Genomic DNA, 26,104 nt, shown 5'->3' with positions numbered 1-26,104 from the left:
CCGGAGGGACTGTCAGGCGAAGACCGCGAGGCTCTTCGCCTTGCCCTTCTGTTCCTCCACGAGTGCCAGGAAGCGGCCCTCGGGGTCGAAGACGCCGACCGCGCCGGCGCCCGTGTACTCCTCGGGGATGTCCAGGCGGACACCGTTGAGGAGGAGCTTCGCCCGCCGGGTGTCCACGGACCAGCGTGGGAACGCGGCCTCGGCGGCCTCGGCGATCGGCATGACCGTCAGCTCCTCCTGGAGCTGGTCCAGGGTCCTCGCCGTGTCCAGCTTGTACGGGCCCACGCGGGTGCGGCGCAGGGCGGTCAGGTGGCCGCCCACGCCGAGGTCCTCGCCCAGGTCGCGGGCCAGGGCCCGGATGTACGTGCCGGACGAGCAGACCACCGAGACCACCAGGTCCAGGACGGGGGTGCCGTCCTCGGCGACGGCGTCCCGGACGTCGTAGACCGCGAAGGAGGAGATGGTGACGGGGCGGGCGGGGATCTCGAAGTCCTCGCCGTCGCGGGCCCGTTTGTACGAGCGGACGCCGTTGATCTTGATGGCGCTGACCTTGGACGGGACCTGCATGATCTGGCCGCTGAGCTTGGCGATCCCGGCGTCGACGGCGTCCCGGGTGACCTTCGAGGCGTCTGTCGACCCCGTGATCTCGCCCTCTGCGTCGTCGGTCAGGGTGCTCTGGCCCAGGCGGATCGTGCCCAGGTACTCCTTCTCGGTGAGGGCGAGGTGCCCGAGGAGCTTTGTCGCCTTCTCGACTCCCAGGACGAGTACGCCCGTTGCCATGGGGTCGAGGGTGCCCGCGTGCCCGACGCGGCGGGTGCGGGCGATGCCGCGCATCTTGGCGACCACGTCGTGCGAGGTGAAGCCCGACGGCTTGTCCACGATGACAAGGCCGTCGGGCGTCGGGGTTTTCTCGGTCATTCGGCGGTGTCGTCCTCGTCGTCGTCCTCGTCGTCCGGCTTCTTGTACGGGTCCGCGTCACCCGCGTACGCGGCGCCCGCCGAGACCTCGCGTACCTTCTCGTCGGACTGCCGTGCCTTGTCGAGGAGGTCCTCGATGGTCTTGGCGGTGTCCGGGAGGGCGTCCGCGACGAAGGTGAGGGTCGGCGTGAACTTCACGCCCGCCGCGGCGCCCACCGCGGAACGGAGCACGCCCTTGGCGCTCTCCAGTCCGGCAGCCGCCTCGGCCCGCGCCTCGTCGTCCCCGTACACCGTGTAGAAGACGGTCGCCTCCCGCAGGTCACCCGTCACCCGGGTGTCCGTGATGGTGACGTGCGTGCCGAGCCGCGGATCCTTGATCCCGCGCTGCAGCTTCTTGGCCACCACCTCTCGGATGAGGTCCGCCAGCCTCTTGGCACGCGCGTTGTCGGCCACTGGTCCGTCTCCTTAGTAACTACGTCTTGCTGCAACTACGTCTTGCCGCTTGCTTCGGTCTTCGTCCGGCTTCGGTCTTCGTCGGGCTTCGCTCTTCGTCCGGCTTCAGTCTTCGTCGCTGTGAAGTCTGCGTCGAACGGAGAGCAGTTCCACCTCGGGCCGCGCGGCGACGAGTCGCTCGCAGCGGTCCAGTACGTCGGTGAGGTGTCCCGTGTCCCCGGAGACCACCGCGAGCCCGATCTCGGCCCTGCGATGGAGGTCCTGGCTGCCCGTCTCGGCCGCGCTCACCGCGTACTTGCGCTGGAGTTCGGCCACGATCGGACGGACGAGAGAGCGTTTCTCCTTCAGCGAGTGGACGTCGCCGAGGAGCAGGTCGAAGGACAGAGTCCCCACATACATGTGTGTCCGGATGTCCCGCCGGTTCGGGGTATGGGCGCCGGTCTCGGACGCCGATACAGGAACCGTACACGCAACGGCCGGGGCCGATCGACGGAAATTCTCTCCGCCGACCGGCCCCGATCGCGTGCTGTGTCGATCAGCCGCGAGGCTTCTCGCGCATCTCGTACGTCGCGATGACGTCGTCGACCTTGATGTCGTTGAAGTTGCCGAGGTTGATACCGCCCTCGAACCCTTCGCGGATCTCGGTGACGTCGTCCTTGAAGCGACGCAGACCGGAGATGTTGAGGCTCTCCGCGATGACCTTGCCGTCGCGGACGAGGCGCGCCTTGGTGTTGCGCTTGACCTCTCCGGACCGGACCAGGACACCGGCGATGTTGCCCAGCTTGGACGACTTGAAGACCTCGCGGATCTCCGCCGTGCCGAGCTCGACCTCCTCGTACTCCGGCTTGAGCATGCCCTTGAGCGCTGCTTCGATCTCCTCGATGGCCTGGTAGATCACCGAGTAGTACCGGACGTCGACGCCCTCGCGCTCCGCCATCTGCGCCGCGCGGCCCGCAGCGCGGACGTTGAAGCCGATGACGATCGCGTCGGAGCCGGTCGCCAGGTCGATGTCCGACTCGGTGACCGCACCCACGCCGCGGTGCAGGACGCGGATGTCGACCTCTTCGCCGACGTCGAGCTGGAGCAGCGAGGACTCGAGAGCCTCCACCGAACCGGACGCGTCGCCCTTGATGATGAGGTTGAGTTCCTGCACCAGACCGGCCTTGAGGGCCTCGTCCAGGTTCTCCAGGGAGAACCGGACTCCGCGCCGGGCGAAGTTGGCGTTGCGCTCGCGCGCCGCGCGCTTCTCGGCGATCTGACGTGCCGTGCGGTCCTCGTCGACGACGAGGAAGTTGTCGCCGGCGCCCGGGACGTTGGTGAGTCCGAGGACGAGGACCGGGGTCGAGGGACCCGCCTCTTCCACGTTGTCGCCCTTGTCGTCGAGCATCGCGCGGACTCGGCCGTAGGCGTCGCCGACCACCATGGTGTCGCCGACCCGCAGGGTGCCGCGCTGGACCAGGACGGTCGCGACGGCGCCGCGGCCCTTGTCCAGGTGGGACTCGATCGCGATGCCCTGCGCGTCCTGCTCCGGGTTGGCCCGCAGGTCGAGCGAGGCGTCCGCGGTCAGGATCACGGCCTCCAGCAGGCTCTCGATGTTGAGGCCCTGCTTGGCGGAGATGTCGACGAACATGGTGTCGCCGCCGTACTCCTCGGCCACCAGACCGAACTCGGTGAGCTGACCGCGCACCTTGGTCGGGTCGGCGCCCTCGACGTCGATCTTGTTGACCGCGACCACGATCGGCACGTCGGCCGCCTTGGCGTGGTTCAACGCTTCGATCGTCTGGGGCATCACACCGTCGTTGGCCGCCACCACGAGGATCGCGATGTCGGTCGACTTGGCACCACGGGCACGCATGGCGGTGAACGCCTCGTGACCCGGGGTGTCGATGAAGGTGATGCGACGCTCTTCGCCGTTGACCTCGGTCGCGACCTGGTAAGCACCGATGTGCTGGGTGATACCGCCGGCCTCGCCCGCGACGACGTTCGTCTTGCGGATGGTGTCGAGGAGGCGGGTCTTACCGTGGTCGACGTGACCCATGACGGTCACGACCGGCGGACGCGCGACGAGGAACTCCTCGCCACCCTCGTCCTCGCCGAACTCGATGTCGAAGGACTCGAGCAGCTCGCGGTCCTCCTCCTCGGGGCTGACGATCTCGAGGACGAAGTTCATCTCGTCCGCGAGGAGCTTCAGCGTCTCGTCGGAGACGGACTGCGTGGCAGTGACCATCTCGCCGAGGTTCATCATCACGCCGACGAGCGACGCCGGGTTGGCGTTGATCTTCTCGGCGAAGTCGGTGAGGGACGCACCGCGCGACAGACGGACGGACTGTCCGTTGCCACGAGGCAGCATCACACCGCCGACCGACGGGGCCTGCATGGCCTCGTACTCCTGGCGCCTCTGCCGCTTCGACTTGCGACCACGACGCGCGGGACCACCGGGACGACCGAAGGCGCCCTGTGTGCCACCGCGGCCACCCGGACCACCGGGACGGCCACCGAAGCCGGGACGGCCACCGCCGCCACCGGCGGGAGCACCCGGACGGCCGGCGAAACCGCCGCCACCGCCACCGGGACCCGCGGGACGACCGGCGAAACCGCCACCGCCGCCACCCGGACGACCGGCGAAGCCGCCGCCACCACCGGGACGACCGCCACCGGCACCCGGACCACCGGGACGACCGCCGCCGGCGCCGGGACCACGGCCACCGGGGCCGCCACCGGGACGGGGGCTACCCGCAGCGGGACGCTGCGGCATCATGCCGGGGTTCGGACGGTTGCCACCGGGGCCACCGCCCGGACGCGGAGCGCCGCCCTGCGGGCGGGGCATGCCGCCCGGGCTCGGACGCGCGCCACCGGGAGCACCCGGACGGGCACCGCCCGCAGCGCCCTGGGGACGGGGACCGCCCTGACCGGCACCCTGCGGACGCGGAGCGCCACCGGGGGCACCGCCCGGACGGTCCTGACCGCCGGGACGCGGGGCACCGGGACGGGGAGCCCCGGGACGCGCCATGCCGGTGGAACCACCGGAGGTGAACGGGTTGTTGCCCGGACGGGGACCGGCCGGACGAGCACCGGGACGCGCGCCCTGACCGGCCGGACGCGGAGCGCCGGGACGGTCGCCGCGGTCACTGCGCTCGGGACGGTCGCCACGACCCTGACCACCCTGGCCGGGACCGGCCGGACGGGCACCGCCCGGACGGGGGGCCTGGCTGGCCGGACGCGGGGCGCCCGGACGCGGGGCAGAGCTGGAACCGCCCGTAGAAGCAGGGGCGGCGGGCGCGGCCGGAGCCACGGGAGCCGCCGGGGGGGCGGTGAACTCGGGTGTGGTCGGCGCCGGCGAGGCCGGAGCCGGACGCGGCGCGGGCCGCGGACCCGGACGGGGGCCGCCGGCGGTAGCCGGTGCGGCGGGTGCGGCCGGGGCTGCGGGAGCCGCGGGGGCGCTCTCGGCGACGGCCGGCTTCGGGGCCGGCGGGCGCGGGGCGGCAGGACCCGGACGGGCACCCTGCGCCGGAGAGGGGGCGCCCGGACGAGCCGGGGCAGCCTTGCGTGCGGGGGCGGGCTTGCCGCCTCCGTTGCCCTGCTGGAGGGCGTCTGTCAGCTTGCGTACAACGGGCGCCTCGATCGTCGAGGACGCCGAACGGACGAATTCACCGAGTTCTTGGAGCTTGGCCATGACGACCTTGCTCTCCACCCCGAACTCCTTGGCGAGTTCGTATACCCGGACCTTAGCCACTTCGCTCCTTTTAGGTCCGGGTGCGTCCGGACCGTCGCTACTTCATGGGCGTACTCATCGCGTGCTCATCGAGTGCTCATCGCAATCTCGACCTACTTCCAACTCGCGGAATACCGGGCCGCACGGAGGTTCCGTACGACTCGCTCTTACTGTGTTGCCTGCTCGACGTAGAGGCGCAACGCCTTTGTGTCGAGCGCTCCCTGGGCACGCAGCGCCCGTGGGAACGCCCGGCGGCGTACCGCCAGGTCGAGACAGACCAGGGCGGGGTGCAGATACGCGCCCCGGCCGGGCAGCGTACCGCGATGATCGGGGACGCATTCGCCCTCGACCGCCACGATGCGCAGCAGGTCCTTCTTGGCCGCTCGCTCCCGACACCCCACACAGGTGCGTTCAGGGCATGCGCGGGCTCGCGTCCGGCCAGACACTGCTAAGTCTACCTCCCCGCACCGACCTCACCCCTTCGGGGGAAGAATCGAACGGTTGTTGTCGTGATCTAAGCCACTCGCGGCCGAGATCTATTCCCCTGGCTGGTCGGACGGCTGTTCGGTGTCCGGACGGATGTCGATGCGCCACCCGGTGAGCCTGGCCGCAAGTCGGGCATTCTGCCCTTCCTTGCCGATCGCCAGGGACAGCTGGTAGTCCGGCACCGTCACCCGCGCGGAGCGGGCCGCGAGGTCCACCACCTCGACCTTGGAGACCCGCGCCGGGGAGAGCGCGTTGGCGACCATCTCGGCCGGGTCGTCCGACCAGTCGACGATGTCGATCTTCTCGCCGCTCAGCTCGCCCATCACCGCGCGCACCCGGCCGCCCATGGGGCCGATGCAGGCGCCCTTGGCGTTCAGACCGCTGCGGGTGGAGCGGACGGCGATCTTCGTACGGTGGCCGGCCTCGCGCGCGATGGCGGCGATCTCCACCGACCCGTCGGCGATCTCCGGCACCTCCATGGCGAACAGCTTCTTCACCAGATTGGGATGCGTACGGGAGAGCGTCACGGACGGACCACGCACACCCTTCGCCACCCGGACGACGTACGACCGAAGGCGCAGGCCGTGCGGGTACGTCTCGCCGGGGACCTGCTCCTGCACCGGCAGGATGGCCTCCAGCTTGCCGATGTCGACGAGCACGTTCTTCGGGTCGCGGCCCTGCTGGACCACGCCGGTGACGATGTCTCCCTCGCGGCCCGCGTACTCGCCGAGCGTCGCGTCGTCCTGGGCGTCGCGCAGCCGCTGCAGGATGACCTGCTTGGCGGTCGTGGCGGCGATCCGCCCGAAGTCGGACGGGGTGTCGTCGAACTCGCGCGCCTCCTGCCCCTCCTCCAGGTCCTCGGGGTCCTCCTTCGCCCACACCGTCACGTGGCCGGTGTCCCGGTCGAGCTTCACGCGCGCGTGGTGGCGGCTTCCCTCGGTACGGCGGTAGGCAATGAGGAGGGCCGACTCGATCGCCTCGACCAGCAGGTCGAAGGAGATCTCCTTCTCCCGCACCAAGCCCCGCAGGGCACTCATGTCGATGTCCACGGCTACGCCTCCTCTTCGTTCTCAGTGTCTTCTACGTGCTCTTCTACGTGCTCGTCGTTCTTGTTCTTGCGGTTGAACTCGACCTGGACGCGCGCCTTGACGACGTCCGCGAAGGCGAGCCGCTTGGCGGTGGGCTTGCGCCCCTTCACGCCGGGCACCTCGACGTCGATGCCGTCGTCGTCCACCTCGATGATCCGGGCGACCAGCTCACCGCTCTCGGCCAGCTGGAACTTCACCAGCCGGTCGGTGGCGCGTACGTAGTGACGGTGTTCGGTGAGCTCGCGCTCGGCACCGGGCGTCCCGACCTCAAGGGTGTATTCGCCCGCGCCCATCGCGTCGGTCTCGTCGAGCTTCGCCGAGAGCGCGCGGCTCACATCGGCGATCTGGTCCAGATCGGCACCGGTGTCGGAATCGACGACCACGCGCAGCACCCGCTTGCGTCCCACCGAGTCCACCGCGACCTCTTCGAGATCGAGTCCCTGGGAGCCGACGAGCGGTTCCAGCAGTTCTCGCAGCCTCTCGCTCTGGGTCGTGCTCATCCGGGTGACTCCTCGGCCGCGTGTGCTGTTGTGGGTAGGGCGCGTGTCTGCTCAAAGGGTATCCGGTCTCAGGGTGTGTTGCCGTCCACGTGTGCCTCCGGCGGTGGACCGGGGGCGCCTTTGAGCTCGGGTGGTTGCGGTGGTCGGGCGGGTGCGGGTTGGTGGGGGCTGATCGCGCTCACGCGGCGGAGCCGTAAATCGATACAGCCCCGCGCCCCTCAGGTGGGTCCACGAGCCGGTGACATGAGTTAGGGGGATGCGCGGGTACCGTGATCACGGGCCGCGCCGCCCTTCTCGCCTTTTCGTTCGTACGAGCCCCCGAGGACGATCTGCCGTGCCGTTCCCCCCACCTCCGCGCACCCTCCTGGGACCGCGCAGAAGGAGCCTGCTCACCTCGGCCGCCGGAGCCGCCCTCCTGGTGGGCTGCTCCACCGGCGCCGACGACTCCGGGACCACGGGCGGCAGCGAATCGGCCGCCGAACACGCACGCGCGCGTGCGGCCACCGACAGCGAGACCCTCCTCCAGCGCTACGACGCGGTACTCGCCGCGCACCCGACACTGGCGGACCGCCTGGACCCGCTGCGGGCGGAGGTCGTACGGCACACGGCGGCCTTCGGCGGCAACAGCTCAACACCGTCCGCTACGGCTACTGCCTCACCGTCGGCTTCGGCCACGGCCGTACCCGCGACCCCGAGCGACGCCCTCGCCGATCTCGCCACCGCCGAGCGGGCCCTCGCCGACCGGCGGGCCAAGGCACTGCTCGAACTGCCCGGTGAGCTGGCCCGGCTGCTGGCCTCGGTGGCCGCCGCGGGGGCCGCGCACGCGTATCTGCTGACGGAGGGTGCCAAGTGAGCGAGCGGACGGCCGAGGAGAAAGCCGCGGAACTGACCGCGCTACAGGCCGCGTTGGCCGCCGAGCACGCGGCGGTGTACGGCTACGGCGTCGTCGGCGGCCGTATCCGCGAGGGCCGGCGGACCGAGGCCAAGGCGGCCTACGACGCGCACCGCGCCCGGCGCGACGCGCTGGTCCGCGAGGTGCGGGACCTGGGCGGCAGGCCCGTGGCCGCGTCCGCCGCGTACGCCCTGCCGTTCGCGGTGCCGGACTCGGCGGCGGCCGTACGGCTCGCCGCGGAGCTGGAGGACCGGGTGGCCGGGGTCTACTCCGACATGGTGCGGGCGTCGACGGAAGGGGTACGGGGTACGGCCACGGAGGCTCTGCGGGAAGCGGCGGTCCGCGCGGTGCGCTGGCGCGGCGGGAGCGTACCCTTCCCTGGTCTCGCCGAGCGGGCCGCGACCCCCACGGCCTCGGCGACACCCACGGCGTGATCCGCACGGGGACGCAGGACGGCAGGACCGTAGGAAGGGAACAACTCGCGCATGGCTTTCGAACCGCCGCAGCGTCTGGTGAGGGCGCTCGGGGAGACGGCACCGAGCGGTGACGACTGGTTGGAGAAGCTGCCCGAGGTGGCTCAACAGGCCGTTGATCTACGCGAGTTGACCGTGGAGCGGGTGCAGGTTCCCGGCGGGCGCAGCAGCTTGGTCGTGCTGATGCGGTGGGCTGATGGCACCCCGGCCGTGCTGAAGCTGGCCCCGCGTCGGGCTCGGCCCGAGAGTGAGCGGGCTGCGCTGGCGCGGTGGGGTGGGCTGGGTGCCGTGCAGCTTGTCGAGCCGTTCGCCGCCGAGGGTGTGCTGGTCCTGGAGCGGTTGCATCCCGATGTGTCGGTGCGGTCGTTGCCGGAGGCCAAGGCCTTGTTGGAGGCGGCGGGGACCTTGCGGCGGTTGTGGGTGGAGCCGCCTGGTGACCATGCGTTTGAGACGGTGGCCGAGCGGACGGGGCGGCAGGCTCGGGTCATGCGGGACAGCGGCAGCGGCAGCAGTGGGGCTGAGGTTGCCTCGTTGGTCTCGGCGGCGTTGGAGGCTCGGGAGGCGTTGTTGGCTGCGCCGCCTGAGGTTCGGTTGCTGCATGGGACGTTTCGGCAGAGCAAGGTGCTTGCGGCTGAGCGGGTGCCGTGGCTTGCCGTGGGGCCGGATCCGGTCGTGGGTGAGTGTGCGTTTGATCTGGCTCGGTTGGTTCGGGATCGGGTTGAGGATCTGATCGCCACGCCTTCGGGGGCGTCCACAACTCGGCGGCGGATCAAGCGACTTGCTGAGTCCTTGGATGTGGATCAGGAGCGGTTGCGGGGGTGGACGTTGTTCCGGGCGGTTGAGTCCGGGGTGCGGGCACTGCGCGTGGGGCGGCCTCGGGATGCTGAGTTGTTGCTGGAATTTGCTGGGTGGCTTTAGGTCGGTTCTTCGGCTGCGGGTGCGTTGTGGCTGGTCGCGCAGTTCCCCGCGCCCCTAAAAAACCTCAGTCCCCCGTGTTGCGTCGTACCGCCCTTGTCCCGTCCTTCCATACCTCTGTCACGTTGGAAGCGAGCCCTGCTAGGTCGTAGGCGTTGCCCTCTACCAGGACCAGGTCTGCTCTCTGGCCCGGTTCTACGGTGCCCAGGTCGTCGTAGCCCAGAAGGCGGGCCGCCGAAGATGTGGTCGCCGCCAGGACCTCGGCCGGAGTCATGCCGCAGGCCTGCATCAAGGGGAGTTCATCGAGGTTGGTGCCATGGGGGCCGATGCCGCTGTCTGTGCCCATGGCTATGCGGACGCCTGCCTCTGCGGCTCGGCGTACGGAGTTGGCGTGGGCCTCTGTGACCTCCTTGGCCTTGCGGACCATGGCGTCGGGGATACCGACCCCGGCCTCGGCCGCGCGGATCACCGACACAGGAGCGATGAGCGTGGGCACGAGCCAGGTGCCTCGTTCCAGCATGAGGTCGATTGCCTCGTCGTCCAGGTGGATGCCGTGTTCTATGGAGCGGACTCCGGCTCGGACCGCGTTCTTGATGCCCTCGGCGCCCTGGGCGTGGGCCATGACGTAGCGGCCCTGCGCGTTCGCCTCGGTCACCAGGACGTCCAGTTCCTCCGGGGTGAACTGGCTGTGCCGGGGGTCGTCGCGCGGGGAGAGGACACCGCCCGTCGTGCATACCTTCAGGACCTCGGCGCCGGCGCGGAGCAGGGTGCGGGCGGTGCGGCGCATCTCGTCGGGGCCGTCGGCCATCGCGGGTGGGCGGCCCGGGTGCGGTACGGCCAGGCCCGCGCACTGGCCCGAGGGCATCCAGGGGTCGCCGTGGCCGCCGGTCTGGGTGATCAGGCCGATGGAGATCTGGACGCGGGGGCCCGTCAACAGGCCGTCCTCCACTGCCTGTTTGATGCCCAGGTCGGCGCCCGCCGCGTCGCGGACCGTGGTGATGCCCGCTTCGAGCGTGCGGCGCAGGTTCACCGCCGCCTCGTAGAACTGGTACGAGAACGGCTTCTGCAACGCGCCCAGCAGGCCTATGCCGTTGAGGGTGAGGTGGACGTGGCAGTCGAACAGGCCCGGGAGCAACGTGCGGCCTGTGCAGTCGACTTGGGTGTCGCCGTCCAGGCCTGTGCCGACGTCGACTATGCGGCCGTCGGACACGACCACGTCTGCGGGGGCGGGGTCTGCGCCGGTGCCGTCGAAGACCAGGCCACCCGTGAAGACCGTACGGATTGGGGAGTTGTTCATGCCGTCATCGCAACCTGCTTGTCGGGTTCGAGAGTTGTCCTGCGGGCCAGGAGGCGTTCCGCGGGGGCCGCGAGGGTCAGGACGATCAGGTTCGCGGCCAGGCCGATCAGGCCCACGTTGACGTTGCCCGCCAGGTCCTTGTTCCAGAACGTCAGCCAGATGACGGCCAGTTCACCCACGAACAGGCCCGCCAGGATCGGGACCTTGCCCACCGGACGGCGGGTCAGGAAGCCCAGGGCGATGGCGGGGGCCAGTTGGACGGTGCCGCTGTAGGTGAGCAGAAGGAGGTTGGCCAGCAATTCCGGGCGGAAGATCGCCAGCAACAGTGACAGGCCACAAGCCGCCACCACCGTGCCGTGGTTGATCCAGAACTGGGTGCGTTCGCCCTGTACGCGGGCGATGTTGCGGGCCACCAGTGACGAGATACCGATCAGGATGCCCGCCGCCGGGACCATCGCCGTCGCTATCGCCGCGATCACCACCAGGCCCGTCGCCCACGCGGGCAGAACCTGCTTGCTCAGGGTCAGGAGGATTCCGTTGGCCGAACTGCCCGGCTTGAGAACGAGGATGGCTGCGAAGCCGACGATGATCGGCATCAGGAGGCAGAGTTCGTAGAGGGGCATCCAGGTGTAGTTGCGGCGCAGGACCTTGGGGTCGCGGGCGGACATCACCGCGGGCCAGGCGTGCGGGAGACACATCAGGCCCACGCCGATCGCGCTGACCAACATGCTTGTGGTGAACCAGACTTGGTCGGCGGGGCCCGCGTGGATCGTCAGCATCTCGGGGTGCAGCTTGTCGATGCGGTGGAACATCGCGCTCACGCCGCCCGCGAAGTGGGAGGGGATCGCGACCAGGAGCACGCCCAGGACGATCAGCATGACGACGTCCTTGAAGTACGACGTCATCGCGACGCCGTGCAGGCCCGCCCACAGCACGAAGGCCACGACCAGCACGCTGCCGATGATCATGCTGAGGGTGCCGGAGGACGAGTTGCCGGTGACCAGCTGGACGATCAACCCCAGCCCTGTGATCTGGAGTTGGAGGTACGGGAGGACGAAGACGACGCCGAGGACGGCCGCGACCGTGCCGAGGAGTTTGCTGTCGTAGCGGTCCTCCAGGTAGTCGCCCTGGGTGAGGTAGCCGCGTTCCTTGCCGAGGGACCAGAGGCGCTTGGCGAGGAAGAACAGGACCATGTAGCCGATGGGGACGTACGGGAGGGCGTAGAGGGCTGCCACTCCGCCGCTGAACGCGAGGCCCGCCATGCCGAGGAAGGTGAAGGTGGTGAAGACCTCGCCGGCCTGGAGGAACCACATGCTCACCGCGCCGAAGTTCCGTCCGCCCACGGCCCATTCGGACAGGTCGGCGGCGGGCTTGCGGCGGCCGGCGAAGCCGAGGACGCCGATCAGCACGATGCCGGTGAACGTCATGATGAGAATGGTCGTCACTGGTCAACCCCCTCGGCGGTCGTGACAGTCGCGGTGGTGTCGGTCGACTCGGCTCCCTCGCGGGCCATCTGACGCTCCGTCAACAGCAGGGCGGGGGTGCACAGTACGCACCATGCCGCGCCCCACACGAGCATCCGTGGCAGGCCGAACCACAGTCCCTCGGTGTTCACGAACGGCAGGAAGGGCATGAGGGCCAGCGCGAGCGCGGGCACGGCTGGGATCAGGTGGTAGGGGCGCACTACGCCTCCTTGGCAAGGGAGTTGAGCCGGTCCAGACGGCGGACGGCGAGTTCCGCGAGCAGGGCGGAGCCGTCGGAGACGACGCTGTCGTCGAAGGCGGCGAGCGGGGAGTGGTTGGCGGGCGCGGTCTCCGGGTCGCCGGTGGTGTCGGCGCCCAGGAAGACGAAGGCGCCCGGCACCCGGTCCAGGACCCGGGAGAAGTCCTCGGAGCCGGTGATCGGGTCGGCCAGCGGTGCGAAGCGCTCCTCGCCGAAGGCCTCGCGGACGGTGTCGGCGAGGAAGTCGTGCTCGGCGACGTCGTTGACCGTGACCGGGTACTCGGGGACGAAGTCGACCTCGGCGGTGAGGCCGTGGGCCGCCGCGATGCCTTCGCAGAGGCGGACGGCGACCTCGGCGGCGCGTTCGGCGGCGGCCGGGGTGAAAGTGCGGACGGTCGCCTCGAAGACGGCGTCGTCCGGGATGATGTTGCGCCGGGTGCCGGCGTGGAAGGTGCCCACGGTGACCACGACCGGGTCGAAGACGTCGAAGCGCCGGGTCACCATGGTCTGGAGCGCGGTGACCATCTCGCAGGCCACCGGCACCGGGTCCAGCGCGGCGTGCGGCCGCGAACCGTGCCCGCCCGCTCCTACGACCCGTACGTGCAGACCCGCCGAGGCCGCCATCAGCGTGCCGGGGCGGGAGCTGAAGACGCCGGTGGGGTACGACGACGAGCTGACGTGGAGTCCGTAGGCGGCGTCGACCGGGCGCCCCGCCGCTGCCAGCACCCCCTCCTCGACCATGTGTCCGGCACCGTCCCAGCCCTCCTCCCCCGGCTGGAACATGAACACCACGTCCCCGGCGAGGCGTTCGCGCCGGTCGGCGAGGAGTCGGGCGGCGCCGACGAGACCGGCGGTGTGCAGGTCGTGGCCGCAGGCGTGCATGGCGCCGTCGATGCGGGAGGTGAACTCCGCGCCGGTGCGTTCGGTGACCGGTAGACCGTCCATGTCTCCGCGCAGCAGTACGACGGGGCCGCCGGGCTCGCTTCCTCCACCCGGCTCGGTTCCTCCGCCGCGCAGGACCGCCGTCACGGAGGACAGTGACGTGCCCGTGCTGATCTCCAGCGGCAGTCCGTCCAGTGCGGCCAGTACCTTCTCCTGCGTGCGCGGCAGGTGCAGGCCGATCTCCGGTTCCTGGTGCAACGCCCGGCGCAGGACGGCCAGTTCGCCCTGGAGCTCGTGTGCGTCGTCTCGCAGAGTCATCCCTCTCCCCTCGTAGGTCACTCCCGCAACTCCAGGACGCTGCCCAGCCGGACCGGCGCTCGTGCGTCGGGCGCCGTACGGACCGTGCTTCTGGTCGGCAATGATGAGAGGGCGGTGCATCACCGCAGCGATTTTGGGAGAGATCCGCCGTACGAAGGCCATTAATCCGAGGGATCCACCATGCTGTCCGAATCCGATCTCGCCCTGGTCAACGCGTTGCAGCTCCGGCCGCGTGCTCCCTGGTCACTGATCGGGAGAGCGCTGGGGGTCGGGCCGGTGACGGTGGCGCGGCACTGGGAGCGGCTCGTCGAGCGGCGTGAGGCGTGGCTGACTGCCTATCCGGGGGCGGCGGTCGGTGAACGGCTGGCGTTCGCGTTCGTGCAGGTGGACTGTGCGCCGGGTGAGGCGATGCGGGTGGCGCGGACAGTGGCCGGTGACGCGGAGTTGACCGCCGTCGACTATGTGGCGGGGCCCTGTGATCTGGTGCTGCATCTGGTGACGTCGAGCCTGGAGGGGGTGTCTCGGTATGTCGTCGACCGGGTCTCGGGGCTGCGGGGGGTTGTTGGGACGCGGACCTTGGTGGCGCCGCGGATGTACGCGGAGGGGAGTCGGTGGCAGGTTCGGGCCATCTCGCGTGAGCAGCGGGGGTTGTTGATGGGTGCGGAGTCCTCGTCCTCGGCGGGGATGGCGCCTCGGTTCGGGGAGTTGGATCGGGATCTGCTGCTTGCGCTTGGGGAGAACGCGCGTGCCTCTCATGCGGAGTTGGCTTCGCGGCTGGGGGTCGGCGCGAGTACCGTTCGGCGGCATTTGGGGGCGGCTCTTGCAGGTGGGGTGATTAGGTTGCGGTGTGAGGTCGCTCGGTCTCTGTCTCCTGCGCCGGTGACGATGTTGTTGTGGTTGCGGGTGCCGCCGGATCAGTTGGAGCGGGCGGCTCGGACGCTTGGGCGGTTTCCTGAGGTGCGGATGTGCGCGGCGGTCAGCGGGGCGGCGAATTTGTTGGTCGGGGTGTGGTTGCGGTCTCCGGGGGATGCGGTGGGGTTGGAGAGCGAGATGGTGGCGAAGTTGTCTCGGTTGGAGATTGTTGATCGGGCGGTGACTTTGCGGGCGGTGAAGTTGGGTGGGTGTTTGTTGGATGAACGGGGGCGGATCGAGGGGCGGGTGGCTATGGATTTTTGGGGCGGGTGAGTTCGGGGCCTTCCGTTGTGTTCGAAGTGCAGGTGCGTGGGGGCTGGTCGCGCAGTTCCCCGCGCCCCTTAGGGGGTTGCCCTGGGCGTTAGTTTCAGGGCTAGGACGGGGCAGTCGGAGGCCGCTCGGCGCGCGCGTTTCAGAGTGCGGGGCGGTATTGGCGCTCCGTCCACCAAGGGGTAGCCCCATTCGTCCAGGGTGATGTGGTCGGGGAGCAACTCGGCGCACAGGCCATGTCCCTGGCAGGCTGTCCAGTCGATGTCGATTTTCTGGGGCGTCTTCTGGTCCATGGTCAGTGGGCCTCGTTCGGGATCGGGAGCAAGGGGGTCGCGTCGCTCGCGGTGCACAAACCCCTTGCGTGAGCGTCCAGTTCAGGAGCGAAAGCAGTCAGCGCGCTGCGGACCAGGCGGACCGTACCGTCGGGGTGGTGGCAGGCGCCCCGCCCCTCCACCAGGCCCGACCAACGGGCCACGTCCTGGCGGGTGTTGGCCTGCGGGCCCGGGATGGCCAGGGCCTGGAAAGCGGAGGCAATGCGCGGGAGGCCGTTGAGGCAAGGGCCGCACTGGCCGGCCGATTGCAGGGCCAAGTAGCGGAGGACTCGGGCGGTTTCGGCTACGCCGCAGCGGTCTGCCGGGAGTGCGGCCAGGACTCCTGCTCCCAAGTCGCCTGCGTCCAGGGTGCGTTGGGCTGCCTCTGCCGCCGGGATCCAGGTGCCGTGGTAGCCGCCGACCAGTACCGCGGACAGTCCGTCCAGGGGCAGGAGTCGGTTCAGGGGGAGGCCGAACGGGGCTTCCACCACCCGGACTTCACGACCCGTGACGTGCAACGTGCACAGGGTGCTGCCCGGTTGGGTGGGCGTGCCCGCGCTGCGGAACCAGTCGGCGCCGTAGCGGGCGACCAGGGCCAAGTGGGCCAGGGTTTCGACGTTCTGGACGAGCGTGGGGGCTTTGCGCACTCCGCGTTCGCGGACCGGCGGGTGCTGGTGGCGGGGCAACGGGGCGTTGCCGGAGACGTACTGCGCGAGGGCCGACGCCTGGCCGGACAGGAAGCGCTTGGGCAGGCGGATGACCTGTACGGGGAGCGGGTCGTTGCGCTGAGCCAGGGCCGATTCCAGGTACGACGCGCCGTCCTCCACCGCCAGGTGGGCCTCCCCCGCGCCGACTGCCTGCGCCGCCAACTGCAGCCCGTCCAGGACCAGATGGGGCGAGAGGCGGAGCAGCGTCTTGTCCTTGCGGCTGGCCGGTTCGCCCTCCGCTCCGTTCGCCACGACCACGGGGGCGCGGCCTGTTCGGCGGCTCGCGTCGGCCACCGCGACCAGCTTGCGGTACATCGGGAACGCGGCGCCTCCGCGGCCGGTGAGGCCGGATTCGGCGACCGTTCTCAGGAGGGTGTCGGGATCTCCGTACTGCAGTGGGCCGTAGCGGAGTTCGTGGGTGGAGAGGTCGGCCGCGGTGCCGCCGGGGGCGAGGAGGCGGGGGGACATGTAGACGTCGGTGAAGGTCGTGGTCGTGGTCATGAACGGGCTCCTTCGGCTGTGCGGAGCAGGGCTGCGGGGGTGCGGCGGGAATCGCGGGCCGAGTGGGCCAGGCGGATCCCGAAGGCGGCTACCACCGCGGCCACGCAGGACACGGTCAGCCAGGTCATCCAGTCGGTACCGGTGTCCGTGCCGATGCCGATGCCGTGGATCAGGGCGACCGGCCAGGAGGCGTACGCCAGCCAGTGGAGCGCCCGCCAGGTGCGGTGGCCGATGCGTTCCCTGAGGAGGCTGGTGAGCAGGACCGCGAGCATCAGGTCGAAGGCGACCGTGCCGAGGCCGAGCCAGAAGGGTTCGTAGGCGGAGACGAAGGGGACGACCGCGTCGACGACGGTGATGTTCACGTAGCCGTCGATCACCGCCATCGCGATGTGCAGGGCCAGGAAGGCGGTCGCGGAGAGGGAGAGGGTGCGGTGCAGGTTCACCGTGCCGAAGCGGGGCAGGCCGGGGAGCCGGGTGCGCAGGCGGACCGCGATGCCGAGCAGGACCACGACTGTGAAGAGGACCAGGCAGACGGCACCGGTGGCGCGGTTGGCGTACCAGAGGATCTCGGAGCTCATGCGGCGGTCCCATGGGTCGTCGCCCGGTGGGTGGGCCAGCCCGGGGTCGTGACGACCGTGCCGTCCTGGGCCACCAGGCGCGCCGGGAGGCCCAGGCGCGTCAACCAGCGTTCCGCGCCTGCCCCCTTGACCAGGCACGCCGTGCTCGCCGCGTTGGCGTCGGCGCTCGTCGCCGCGGCGACCGAGACCGTGCGCCAGGGGCTGCGGACCGGGAGGCCGGTGCGCGGGTCGACGATGTGGTGCAGCTCGTAGCCGCCCCGGCGCCAGCGGCGCGCCGCCGTGCCCGAGGTGGCGAGGCCGCCGGAGCGCAGGCCGATCGTGGCGTACGTACCGTGGGTGGGCACCTCGTCGACGGAACCGGTGACGTCCTGGACGCGGATGTTCCAGCCGCCGGCCGGGGGCTCCCCCGCCACGGCCGTGTCGCCGCCCAGGCTCACCAGGACTCCGCAGCCCGCCACTTGGGCGAGCATGGCCGCCGCCTTGTCGGCGGCCCAGGCCTTCGCCGTGGCACCGAGGTCCAGGCGGACACCGGCCGGGACGGTGACCGTGCCCGTCGTACGGTCCAGGTCGATCGTGCGCCAGCCCGGGGCGCGCTTGACGGTGAGCCGGATCGGGCGGTCGTCCTCCTGGACGAGGGTGAAGTCGCGGTCGTAGCCGATGGCGTTCATGGCCGAGCCGACCGTCGGGTCCACCGCGCCGTCCGTCGCCTCGGCGGCGCGCAGCGCGACCGCCAACGCCTCGGCGAGCAACGGGCTGACGGTGACCGGGCGGCCCGACGAGGCGTCGAGCGCGGTCAGTTCGGAGTCGGTACGGAATCTGCTGCAGGCCGCGTCGACCTCGGCGAGGTGCCGGGCGAGGAGCAGGTTGCAGGAGTCCAACAGGGCCGGGTCGGTGACGACCAGCCGGACGCTGGTCCCGAGGGCGTGCCAGTCGGCGGCGGCGGTCGTGCGCAGGGGCGCGGTACTCGTACGTGTGCTCATCACGACGCTCCCGACGTGGAGTCGGTGGAGCCGCCGGAGGACGACGTCACGCCGGAGGAGGACGACTGGAGGTCCGATGAGGACGAGGACGAGGACGAAGAAGATGAGGACGAGCTGTCCGACGTAGAAGAGCTTGAAGAAGAGGCGGACGGCGAGGGCGATGACGAGCTGGTCGTCGTCGTGGTGCTCGCCGCCGTGTCCGCCTCCGCGTCCGACTGCATCGTGCCGACCAGGGCGAACACCCCGGCCGCCGCCGCCAGCGTGATCGCTGCCGTGGCGGCCGCGATGCGCCGCTTGCCTCTGCGGACCGCCGTAGCGGCCCCACGCTCCTTGACTGTCATGACCGTTCCCCTCCGCAGTGACGCTCTGTCACGTACTACGGTCAGGGACCAGCCTGAGAGAAGTCTGTGAGGCGCCCATACGCCTGCGCAGAACTCCCTGAGAGATCTCTTACAGGGCGGGCTGTGCGGTCAGGCGGGCGATCGCCTCGTCGACCGTCAGTTCCTCGCGCTCGCCGGTCCTGCGGTCCTTCAGTTCCAGGACGCCCTCGGCGGAGCGGCGGCCCGCGACCAGGATCTTCGGTACGCCGATCAGCTCCGAGTCGGTGAACTTCACGCCCGGGGAGACCCCGGCGCGGTCGTCGACCAGGACGCGCAGGCCGGCCGCGCGCAGCTTCTCCGATACGTCCAGGGCGAGTTCGGTCTGGAGGGCCTTGCCCGCGGCTACGACGTGCACGTCGGCCGGGGCGACCTCGGCGGGCCAGCACAGGCCCTTGTCGTCGGCGGTCTGCTCGGCGAGGGCGGCGACCGCGCGGGAGACACCGATGCCGTAGGAGCCCATGGTCACGCGGACCGGCTTGCCGTGCTGGCCGAGGACGTCGAGCTTGAGGGCGTCGGCGTACTTGCGGCCGAGCTGGAAGATGTGGCCGATCTCGATGGCGCGGTCCAGCTTGAGGCCGGTGCCGCACTTGGGGCAGGGGTCGCCCTCCTGCACGACCACGACGTCGACGTACTCGCCGACCTCGAAGTCCCGGCCCGCCACGACGTTCTTGGCGTGCATGCCCTCCTTGTTGGCACCCGTGATCCAGCTCGTGCCGGGGGCCACGCGCGGGTCGGCGATGTACGTGACCTTCTCGCCCAGGCCCTGAGGACCGACGTAGCCACGCACGAGGTCGGGACGCCCGGTGAAGTCCTCCGCCGTCACCAACTCCACTGCGGCGGGGGCGAAATGGGCCTCGACCTTGCCGAGGTCGACCTCACGGTCACCGGGGACTCCTACGGCCACGATCTCGCCGTCGACCTTCACGAGGAGGTTCTTCAGCGTGGCGGAGGCCTCGACGCCGAGGTGGGCGGCGAGGGTCTCGATGGTGGGGGTGTCGGGGGTCGGGATCTCTTCGAGCGCGGGCACGCCGGCGGCGTCCACGGGCTTCAACTCGTAGGTGATCGCTTCGGTGTTGGCGGCGAAGTCACAGTTCGGGCAGTCGGCGAAGGTGTCCTCGCCGGCCTCGGCCGGGGCCAGGAATTCCTCCGACTTGGAGCCGCCCATCGCGCCCGCGGTCGCGGCGCAGATGCGGTAGTCGAGGCCGAGGCGCGCGAACACCTTCTGGTAGGCCTCGCGGTGCAGGGCGTAGGAGTGGGCGAGGCCCTCGTCCTCCGTGTCGAAGGAGTACGAGTCCTTCATCAGGAACTCACGGCCGCGCAGCACACCGGCCCGCGGGCGGGCCTCGTCGCGGTACTTGTTCTGGATCTGGTAGAGGATGACCGGCAGGTCCTTGTAGGAGGACGCCTGGTCCTTCACGATCAGCGTGAAGATCTCCTCGTGGGTGGGGCCGAGGAGGTAGTCGCCGCCCTTGCGGTCCTTGAGGCGGAACAGCTCGGGGCCGTACTCCTCCCAGCGGCCGGTCGCCTCGTACGGCTCGCGGGGCAGGATCGCGGGGAGCAGCACCTCCTGGGCGCCGATCGCGTCCATCTCCTCACGCACGATCCGCTCGACGTTGGAGAGGACCTTCTTGCCCAGCGGCAGCCACGACCAGATACCGGCCGCGGTACGGCGGACGTAGCCGGCCCGCACGAGCAGCTTGTGACTGAGGACCTCGGCGTCCGCCGGGTCGTCGCGCAGCGTCTTCGCCATCAACTGGGACATGCGCTGGACCGGTGCGTTCGCCATGGTTCCTGTACTCCTGCCGGGAAAGGGTGATGGCTAGGAGGTTAGCCGGGCGTGCTGTGCCGGTGGAAATCGGTTAGCGGCGGCAGAGTGGCAGCGGGGCGCCCATGACTGCGTACGGCTTGGGGGCGCTCGGGAACAGGACCTGGCGGGCGAGGTCCTCGTAGCCGAGGGAGCGGTAGAGGCCGCGGGCCGGGCTGTCCGTGTCGATCGCGGAGAGGATCGAGCGGGGTTCGGTGGCGGCGTCCGTGATGGTGGTGATCAGGGAACGGCCCGCGCCGCGGTTCTGGTAGTGCGGGTGGACGTGCAACTCGGTGATCACGAAGGAGTTGTCGAGCCACTCGTCGTGGTCGCGGGTTCGGAGGTACGGCTCTACGACCGTGGACCACCAGTGGGTGCGGTTGTTGGGCATGCCGTAGACGAAGCCGACCAGTCGGCCCTCGGTGGTGGCGCCGAGGGCGCGGGCGCCGGGGTAGGTCATGTGGCGCAGGACGATCTGGCGTCGTACCGCTACTTCGTCCTGGCCCAGGCCGAAGGCGAGGGCCTGTACGGCGAGGGCTTCGTCCACGTGGGCCGAGAGGTCCAGGGGGCCGATCACGACGTCTTGGGGGTGGCGGTGACCGTGACCGGGAAATCGCATGTGGGGAGAGTACAGGGGTGTGACGGTTGTCTTTCGGGTGCCGGTCGTATGTGGCTGGGCGCGCAGTTCCCCGCGCCCCTAAAAGCCTCTAGAACAGGATGCTCATGAAGGCGCCGACCTCTTGGAAGCCGACCCTCAAGTACGCCCGTCGCGCCGGGGTGTTGAAGTCGTTCACGTAGAGGCTGACCATCGGGGAGACGTCCGCGAGCGCGTAGCGCAGTACGGATGCCATCGCGGGGGCCGCCACGCCCATCCCCCGGTACTCGGGAGCCACCCAGACGCCCTGGATCTGGCAGGCCTTGGGTGTTGCCGCGCCGATCTCCGCCTTGAAGACGACCTTGCCGTACTCGTCGAGGCGGGCGAACGAGCGCCCGGAGCCTACGAGTTCGGCCACTCGGGCCTGGTAGAGGAGGCCCCCGTCTCCGGCCAGCGGGGAGACGCCCACCTCCTCGGTGAACATCGCCACGCACGCCGGCATGATCGTGTCCATCTCGTCCTTGCGGATGCGGCGGACGTACGGATCGGCGGCGATGTCGGTGGGCATGCAGTCGGCGACCATGAGGGGCTGGTGGGCGCGGACCTCGCGGGCCGGGCCCCAGCTCGGTTCGAGGAGCCGCCAGAGTTGGGCGGTGGCCTCGGCGGGGCCGACGATCGAGGAACAGCGGCGGCCTGCCCTGCGGGCGCGGTCGGCGAAGGCGCGGACGGCTCTGGGGGTCGCGCAGATCGGGACGAGGTTGGCCCCCGCGTAGCAGAGGGACGTCAGCATGCCGTCCTCGTACCAGCCCCACATCTCGCCGCCGAGCCGCCAGGGGTCTAGGCCCGCGACCTGCACCCGCGAGGTCACGAAGGCGTTCGTGACCGGCTCGCGGTCGAGCACGGCGAGCGCGGCGTCCAGGTCGCTCGGTTCGAGCACCCGAGAGGTGGTCTGGGTCAACACGGTCAGGAGCCTCACCCTGGGTTCTGCGGATCTCTGCACCTTACCCGGCAGAGGCAGGCAGCGCCGCCCGGCCGCGGTCACCTCCGGGCGGCGAACCCGAGGAAGGCATCCCAGCTGGCGGGGGCGAGGGTGAGGGCGGCTCCGCCGTGATCCGGGAGGCGCTTGGAATCCCGTACGTGGATGGTGGTGGGGCAGGCGGCGATCTCTACGCATTCGCCACCAGCCCCGCTGCTGTAGCTGGACTTGTGCCAGGTGAGGGCGACCTCGACGCATTCGCCGCCGTCGCCGCTGCTGTAGTTGCTCTTGAACCACATCAGCCTGGACGGCTCTTCGACGTTCATGTCTCTCCAAGCAACTTCTCTACAAGGGCCAGCGATTCGCGCGGGGTCAGAGCCTGGGCGCGCAGGAGGCTGTACTGCTCCTCCAGCTCCCTGACCGTCTTACGGTCAGTGAAGAGGCGGCTGTACTGGTGCACCTCCGCATAGGCGATCCTGCGCCCTTTCTCCGTCTCGATCAAGCTGAATGGGCCATCCATCGCGGCATGCTCCTCACGGACATCCGGCATGATCTGGATCTGCACATGCCGCCGCTCACCGACGAGCAGGATCTGCTCCAACTGCCCCCGCCAGACGGCCGATCCGCCCAGACGCTTGCGCACGACGGACTCCTCCATCACGAAGGACATGGTGGGTGCCGGTTTCCGGGCGAAGACCTTCTGCCGCGCCAACCTCGCCTCCACCCGCTGCTCGATGGTCGCCTCGGTCAGCAGGGGACGCCACATGGTGAACACCGCCCGCGCGTACTCCTCCGTCTGCAACAGACCGGGAACCCCCTGCACAGCGAAGAAGTGGAGGGAGACCGCCTTCTTCTCCAGCTCGGCGGCGTCCTGGAAGAAAGCCGGATACTGGGCCCTCTCCATCTCCTCCACGAACTCGGCCAACACCCCCTCCGCGCCCAGCACTTCATCAGCCTTCGCGATGAATCTCCCGGATGGAATCCGCCTTCCCTGCTCATACGAGGCGATCGTCGACGCCGAGTACCCGGTGAGTGCCCCGAGTTGCGCCCGCTCCGTCCCCGCCCGTACCCGGAACCGCTTCAACTGCCGCCCGAAGACGTGCAATACCCCCGCTCCCGCCTCCGGCGCTTCCCCCTCGGCTGCTGCCTCTTCTTCGCTCATGCACACCTCATTGCCCGGGGCCCACCACCAGTCACGGCGCAACCGCGTACAAATCGCAGCCGTACGCGTACAGCGCGTGACGGTCACCGCGTCGCCGCTGTTCAACGCTACGCACGCCACGGGACCGTGGTGGCATGAAGTCACCGACTCCCCTGGACCGGCATATGCCACAACTCCCGTTTCCCCTGCACGAGTTCACCATGCGGTTCACGTCCACCCCGCGCGGGGCGCGGCTGGCCAGACGGCTGGTCTCGCATCGGTTGCACGACTGGGGTTACCCGTACGGCGACGCCGTCAACGAGACGGTCACGCTGATCGCGGCCGAGTTGGTCGCGAACGCGGTGCGGCACGGGCATGTGCCGGGGCGGGATTTTCACCTGAGTCTTGTCGAGGCGGGGGCGCCCGGAACGTCGTACACCCTCCGTCTGGTGGTCAGTGACACGCGAGGGGAGCGGCTGCCTGAGCCGATGGGGCGGGGCGAGGGGGACTGTGAGTCCGGGCGGGGGCTGCTGCTGGTCGAGGCGCTCTCCTCGCGCTGGGGTGTCGTCGCGCGCGCTCCCGGCAAGTCCGTCTGGGCCGACCTAGGTACCTAAAAAAAGTGTGACACTTTCGGCGAAAGTGTCACACTTTTCCAACTACCCTCGTCCCTCAGCCGGCGACGGCCACCGTGGGTTCGCCGGAGGCGACGCCGTCCGCCTCCATCTGCTCAGCGATCTTCATCGCCTCCTCGATCAGCGTCTCCACAATCTTCGACTCGGGCACCGTCTTGATGACCTCGCCCTTGACGAAGATCTGGCCCTTGCCGTTGCCGGAGGCGACACCGAGGTCGGCCTCGCGGGCCTCGCCGGGGCCGTTGACGACACAGCCCATGACCGCGACCCGCAGCGGGACCTCCATGCCCTCAAGGCCCGCCGTGACCTCCTCGGCCAGCTTGTACACGTCGACCTGCGCGCGACCGCACGACGGACACGACACGATCTCCAGGCGGCGGGGCTTGAGGTTCAGGGACTCCAGGATCTGGTTTCCGACCTTGACCTCCTCCACCGGCGGGGCGGAGAGCGAGACGCGGATCGTGTCGCCGATGCCCTGCGAGAGCAGCGCGCCGAACGCCACCGCCGACTTGATCGTGCCCTGGAAGGCGGGCCCGGCCTCGGTGACGCCGAGGTGGAGCGGGTAGTCGCACTGGGCCGCGAGCTGGCGGTACGCCTCGACCATCACGACCGGGTCGTTGTGCTTGACGGAGATCTTGATGTCCTGGAAGCCGTGCTCCTCGAAGAGGGACGCCTCCCAGAGAGCCGACTCGGCGAGCGCCTCGGGGGTCGCCTTGCCGTACTTCTTCAGGAGTCGAGCGTCCAGCGAGCCCGCGTTCACGCCGATGCGGATCGGCGTGCCGTGGTCCTTCGCGGCCCGCGCGATCTCCTTGACCTTGTCGTCGAACTGCTTGATGTTGCCGGGGTTCACCCGGACCGCCGCACAGCCCGCCTCGATCGCCGCGAAGACGTACTTCGGCTGGAAATGGATGTCCGCGATGACCGGGATCTGCGACTTGCGCGCGATCGTCGAGAGGGCGTCGGCGTCGTCCTGCGTCGGACAGGCCACGCGGACGATCTGGCAGCCGGACGCGGTCAGCTCGGCGATCTGCTGGAGCGTCGCCCCGATGTCCGACGTGCGGGTCGTCGTCATGGACTGCACGGACACCGGCGCGTCGCCGCCGACCGCCACGGTGCCGACCTGGATCTGCCGGCTCTTGCGGCGCTCGGCGAGCCGGGTCGGTACGGACGGAATGCCGAGAGAAATCGCAGTCATCTGCTGTGCAACCCCAAGTCGTGGATCAAGGCCCCGGTCCCGGAACAGCGGGCTCCAGGCTTCGAGATTACGTCAACCGTGCGCGCCCGAGCACATCCCGGCCGTAAACCCACTCAATGGAGAGCGGCCCGGCACAGAAGATGCCGGGCCGCCACGAACTATGAATGGCTAGGAGATTTTGACTGGGTTAACCACGTCCGCCACCAGGACGAGCAGGGTGAAGCAGACGAAGATCCCCGCCACCACATACGCGACCGGCATCAGCTTCGCCACATCGAACGGGCCCGGGTCCGGGCGCTTGAGCACCTTCGCCAGGTTCCGCCGCAGCGCCTCCCACAGCGCGCCCGCGACATGCCCGCCGTCGAGCGGGAGCAGCGGGAGCATGTTGAAGAGGAACAGGGAGAGGTTGAAGCCTGCCACCAGCATCAGGGCCATGGCCAACTGCTGGGTGGGCGGGATGTCGAGCGTGAAGATCTCGCCGCCCACGCGGGCCGCGCCGACCACGCCCATCGGGGAGTCGGCCTGACGGGGGGCGCCGTCGAAGGCCGCGTTCCACAGGGCCGGGATCTTGCCGGGGAGGGCCGCGATGGAGTCGACAGCCTCGCCCATGCGGTCTCCCATCCAGGTGACCGAGTCGCCGAAGTCCTGGCGGACGATGCCGGTGGCCGCGCTGAAGCCGAGGAAGCCGGCGGTGACGTACTGGCCCTGGACGATCTGGCCGCTGGAGTCCTTCTTGGCGACCTGGTTCGACGCGATCTTCGCGTGCAGGGTCAGGGCCTGGCCCTTGCGCTCCACGACGATCGGGACCGTCTTGCCGGGGGCGGCCCGGATCAGGTCGGAGAGCTTGTTCCAGTCCGTCGTCTTGACGCCGTTGAAGCTGAGGATCTTGTCGCCGGCCTTGAGGCCCGCTGCCGCCGCCGGGGACGCCTTGTCGGTCTTCTTGCAGGTGTCGCGGTTCTGGCTCTGCGCGATGACGCACTCGGAGACCGAGCTGACCGTGTTGGTCTGCTGCGAGATGCCGAAGCCCATCAGGACGGTGAGGAAGAGCGCCACCGCCAGGATGAGGTTCATGAAGGGGCCCGCGAACATCACGATGACCCGTTTCCAGGGCTTGCGTGTGTAGAACAGGCGGGACTCGTCGCCGGGCTCCAGCTCCTCGAAGGCCGCCGAGCGGGCGTCCTCGATCATGCTGCGCCAGGGCGAGGTGGAGCGGGACTCGATCCTGCCGTCGGGGCCGGGCGGGAACATGCCGATCATGCGGATGTAGCCGCCGAACGGGATGGCCTTGAAGCCGTACTCGGTGTCGCCCTTCCGCTTGGACCAGATGGTCGGGCCGAAGCCGACCATGTACTGGGGCACCCGGATGCCGAAGAGCTTCGCCGTCGAGAGATGCCCCAGCTCGTGCCAGGCGATCGAGACCAGCAGGCCGACCGCGAAGACGACTATGCCGAGGATCATCATCAGGGC

At 69.8% G+C, this 26,104-nt stretch carries 28 protein-coding genes; 5 read left to right on the top strand and 23 right to left on the bottom strand.

Features of this window, described 5'->3' with window-relative positions:
• Nucleotides 1-12: 12 nt before the first annotated feature.
• The 7 genes from truB to rimP form a co-directional block, all read right to left on the bottom strand.
• Nucleotides 13-918, bottom strand: a complete 906-nt coding sequence (truB, locus tag OG588_RS36495) for a tRNA pseudouridine(55) synthase TruB (protein WP_405950946.1) — start codon at nucleotides 916-918, stop codon at nucleotides 13-15.
• The gene (gene rbfA / locus OG588_RS36490; protein WP_019064766.1) at nucleotides 915-1,370 is read right to left on the bottom strand and encodes a 30S ribosome-binding factor RbfA; all 456 of its coding nucleotides are present in this window, start codon (nucleotides 1,368-1,370) and stop codon (nucleotides 915-917) included. Before rbfA ends, truB begins: the two co-directional genes overlap by 4 nt.
• Nucleotides 1,371-1,475: 105 nt before the next feature.
• Nucleotides 1,476-1,769, bottom strand: coding sequence for a DUF503 domain-containing protein (locus tag OG588_RS36485; RefSeq protein WP_019064765.1), 294 nt, complete (start codon nucleotides 1,767-1,769; stop codon nucleotides 1,476-1,478).
• A 136-nt stretch (nucleotides 1,770-1,905) separates the two neighbouring features.
• Nucleotides 1,906-5,103 (bottom strand): translation initiation factor IF-2, encoded by a 3,198-nt coding sequence (infB, locus tag OG588_RS36480; protein WP_405950945.1) that lies wholly within the window; start codon nucleotides 5,101-5,103, stop codon nucleotides 1,906-1,908.
• Nucleotides 5,104-5,249: 146 nt separating this feature from the next.
• The gene (locus OG588_RS36475) at nucleotides 5,250-5,528 is read right to left on the bottom strand and encodes a YlxR family protein (RefSeq protein WP_266862787.1); all 279 of its coding nucleotides are present in this window, start codon (nucleotides 5,526-5,528) and stop codon (nucleotides 5,250-5,252) included.
• A 90-nt stretch (nucleotides 5,529-5,618) separates the two neighbouring features.
• On the bottom strand, nucleotides 5,619-6,617 hold the full coding sequence (nusA, locus tag OG588_RS36470) for a transcription termination factor NusA (RefSeq protein WP_393049868.1): 999 nt from the start codon (nucleotides 6,615-6,617) through the stop codon (nucleotides 5,619-5,621).
• 2 nt (nucleotides 6,618-6,619) lie between these two features.
• Nucleotides 6,620-7,156 carry a ribosome maturation factor RimP gene (rimP, locus tag OG588_RS36465; protein ID WP_405950944.1) on the bottom strand — a complete coding sequence of 179 codons (537 nt, stop codon included), beginning with the start codon at nucleotides 7,154-7,156 and terminating at the stop codon, nucleotides 6,620-6,622.
• Nucleotides 7,157-7,490: 334 nt separating this feature from the next.
• On the opposite strand from rimP, the gene OG588_RS36460 reads away from it, so the two are divergent.
• Genes OG588_RS36460 through OG588_RS36450 form a run of 3 tightly spaced genes read left to right on the top strand, consistent with a single transcriptional unit; the run spans nucleotide 7,491 to nucleotide 9,439 of the window.
• On the top strand, nucleotides 7,491-8,009 hold the full coding sequence (locus OG588_RS36460) for a hypothetical protein (RefSeq protein ID WP_405950943.1): 519 nt from the start codon (nucleotides 7,491-7,493) through the stop codon (nucleotides 8,007-8,009).
• Entirely contained in the window at nucleotides 8,006-8,482 is a 477-nt protein-coding gene (locus OG588_RS36455; protein ID WP_405950942.1) for a ferritin-like domain-containing protein, read from the top strand. Before OG588_RS36460 ends, OG588_RS36455 begins: the two co-directional genes overlap by 4 nt.
• Before the next feature lie 51 nt (nucleotides 8,483-8,533).
• A complete protein-coding gene (locus OG588_RS36450; protein ID WP_405950941.1) occupies nucleotides 8,534-9,439 on the top strand; it encodes an aminoglycoside phosphotransferase family protein in 906 nt (301 codons plus the stop codon).
• A 64-nt stretch (nucleotides 9,440-9,503) separates the two neighbouring features.
• Here OG588_RS36450 and OG588_RS36445 read toward each other — a convergent pair whose 3' ends face one another.
• From OG588_RS36445 to OG588_RS36430, 4 genes are read right to left on the bottom strand one after another with little or no spacing between them, the layout of a single operon-like run.
• Nucleotides 9,504-10,733 carry an amidohydrolase family protein gene (locus OG588_RS36445; protein ID WP_405950940.1) on the bottom strand — a complete coding sequence of 410 codons (1,230 nt, stop codon included), beginning with the start codon at nucleotides 10,731-10,733 and terminating at the stop codon, nucleotides 9,504-9,506.
• Nucleotides 10,730-12,178, bottom strand: a complete 1,449-nt coding sequence (locus tag OG588_RS36440) for a sodium:solute symporter (protein ID WP_405950939.1) — start codon at nucleotides 12,176-12,178, stop codon at nucleotides 10,730-10,732. Before OG588_RS36440 ends, OG588_RS36445 begins: the two co-directional genes overlap by 4 nt.
• Complete coding sequence (locus tag OG588_RS36435) at nucleotides 12,175-12,417, bottom strand: hypothetical protein (protein ID WP_405950938.1); 243 nt, start codon at nucleotides 12,415-12,417, stop codon at nucleotides 12,175-12,177. The genes OG588_RS36440 and OG588_RS36435 overlap by 4 nt, the downstream gene beginning before the upstream one ends.
• Nucleotides 12,417-13,655 (bottom strand): M20 family metallopeptidase, encoded by a 1,239-nt coding sequence (locus OG588_RS36430; RefSeq protein WP_405950937.1) that lies wholly within the window; start codon nucleotides 13,653-13,655, stop codon nucleotides 12,417-12,419. The genes OG588_RS36435 and OG588_RS36430 overlap by 1 nt, the downstream gene beginning before the upstream one ends.
• A gap of 180 nt (nucleotides 13,656-13,835) precedes the next feature.
• On the opposite strand from OG588_RS36430, the gene OG588_RS36425 reads away from it, so the two are divergent.
• The gene (locus tag OG588_RS36425) at nucleotides 13,836-14,840 is read left to right on the top strand and encodes an Lrp/AsnC family transcriptional regulator (protein WP_405950936.1); all 1,005 of its coding nucleotides are present in this window, start codon (nucleotides 13,836-13,838) and stop codon (nucleotides 14,838-14,840) included.
• Between the two features lie 68 nt (nucleotides 14,841-14,908).
• On the opposite strand, the gene OG588_RS36420 is transcribed toward OG588_RS36425, so the two are convergent.
• The 10 genes from OG588_RS36420 to OG588_RS36375 form a co-directional block, all read right to left on the bottom strand.
• A complete protein-coding gene (locus OG588_RS36420; protein WP_405950935.1) occupies nucleotides 14,909-15,130 on the bottom strand; it encodes a ferredoxin in 222 nt (73 codons plus the stop codon).
• A 2-nt stretch (nucleotides 15,131-15,132) separates the two neighbouring features.
• On the bottom strand, nucleotides 15,133-16,356 hold the full coding sequence (locus OG588_RS36415; RefSeq protein ID WP_405950934.1) for an NADH-ubiquinone oxidoreductase-F iron-sulfur binding region domain-containing protein: 1,224 nt from the start codon (nucleotides 16,354-16,356) through the stop codon (nucleotides 15,133-15,135).
• The gene (locus tag OG588_RS36410; RefSeq protein ID WP_405950933.1) at nucleotides 16,353-16,934 is read right to left on the bottom strand and encodes a ferric reductase-like transmembrane domain-containing protein; all 582 of its coding nucleotides are present in this window, start codon (nucleotides 16,932-16,934) and stop codon (nucleotides 16,353-16,355) included. Before OG588_RS36410 ends, OG588_RS36415 begins: the two co-directional genes overlap by 4 nt.
• On the bottom strand, nucleotides 16,931-17,914 hold the full coding sequence (locus OG588_RS36405; protein ID WP_405950932.1) for an FAD:protein FMN transferase: 984 nt from the start codon (nucleotides 17,912-17,914) through the stop codon (nucleotides 16,931-16,933). The genes OG588_RS36410 and OG588_RS36405 overlap by 4 nt, the downstream gene beginning before the upstream one ends.
• Nucleotides 17,914-18,255 (bottom strand): hypothetical protein, encoded by a 342-nt coding sequence (locus OG588_RS36400; RefSeq protein ID WP_405950931.1) that lies wholly within the window; start codon nucleotides 18,253-18,255, stop codon nucleotides 17,914-17,916. The genes OG588_RS36405 and OG588_RS36400 overlap by 1 nt, the downstream gene beginning before the upstream one ends.
• 109 nt (nucleotides 18,256-18,364) lie before the next feature.
• Nucleotides 18,365-20,080: a proline--tRNA ligase gene (locus OG588_RS36395; RefSeq protein ID WP_405950930.1), complete on the bottom strand. Its 1,716-nt coding sequence runs from the start codon at nucleotides 20,078-20,080 to the stop codon at nucleotides 18,365-18,367.
• Between the two features lie 73 nt (nucleotides 20,081-20,153).
• Nucleotides 20,154-20,717: a GNAT family N-acetyltransferase gene (locus OG588_RS36390; protein ID WP_405950929.1), complete on the bottom strand. Its 564-nt coding sequence runs from the start codon at nucleotides 20,715-20,717 to the stop codon at nucleotides 20,154-20,156.
• Between the two features lie 88 nt (nucleotides 20,718-20,805).
• On the bottom strand, nucleotides 20,806-21,654 hold the full coding sequence (locus OG588_RS36385; protein WP_405950928.1) for a GNAT family N-acetyltransferase: 849 nt from the start codon (nucleotides 21,652-21,654) through the stop codon (nucleotides 20,806-20,808).
• 77 nt (nucleotides 21,655-21,731) lie between these two features.
• Nucleotides 21,732-21,995, bottom strand: coding sequence for a DUF397 domain-containing protein (locus OG588_RS36380; protein WP_405950927.1), 264 nt, complete (start codon nucleotides 21,993-21,995; stop codon nucleotides 21,732-21,734).
• Nucleotides 21,992-22,831 (bottom strand): helix-turn-helix domain-containing protein, encoded by an 840-nt coding sequence (locus OG588_RS36375; RefSeq protein ID WP_405950926.1) that lies wholly within the window; start codon nucleotides 22,829-22,831, stop codon nucleotides 21,992-21,994. Before OG588_RS36375 ends, OG588_RS36380 begins: the two co-directional genes overlap by 4 nt.
• A 134-nt stretch (nucleotides 22,832-22,965) precedes the next feature.
• On the opposite strand from OG588_RS36375, the gene OG588_RS36370 reads away from it, so the two are divergent.
• Nucleotides 22,966-23,424 carry an ATP-binding protein gene (locus OG588_RS36370; protein ID WP_405950925.1) on the top strand — a complete coding sequence of 153 codons (459 nt, stop codon included), beginning with the start codon at nucleotides 22,966-22,968 and terminating at the stop codon, nucleotides 23,422-23,424.
• Between the two features lie 55 nt (nucleotides 23,425-23,479).
• Here OG588_RS36370 and ispG read toward each other — a convergent pair whose 3' ends face one another.
• Both ispG and OG588_RS36360 read right to left on the bottom strand, forming a co-directional pair.
• Entirely contained in the window at nucleotides 23,480-24,637 is a 1,158-nt protein-coding gene (ispG, locus tag OG588_RS36365) for a flavodoxin-dependent (E)-4-hydroxy-3-methylbut-2-enyl-diphosphate synthase (protein WP_405950924.1), read from the bottom strand.
• A gap of 168 nt (nucleotides 24,638-24,805) precedes the next feature.
• On the bottom strand, nucleotides 24,806-26,098 hold the full coding sequence (locus tag OG588_RS36360; RefSeq protein ID WP_405953298.1) for a M50 family metallopeptidase: 1,293 nt from the start codon (nucleotides 26,096-26,098) through the stop codon (nucleotides 24,806-24,808).
• Nucleotides 26,099-26,104 lie beyond the last annotated feature (6 nt).

It is taken from the genome of Streptomyces prunicolor (assembly GCF_045162825.1).
GTDB lineage: Bacteria > Actinomycetota > Actinomycetes > Streptomycetales > Streptomycetaceae > Streptomyces > Streptomyces prunicolor.
Note: the sequence above shows the minus strand (reverse complement) of the source record. Positions and strands in the feature narration are given on the sequence as shown.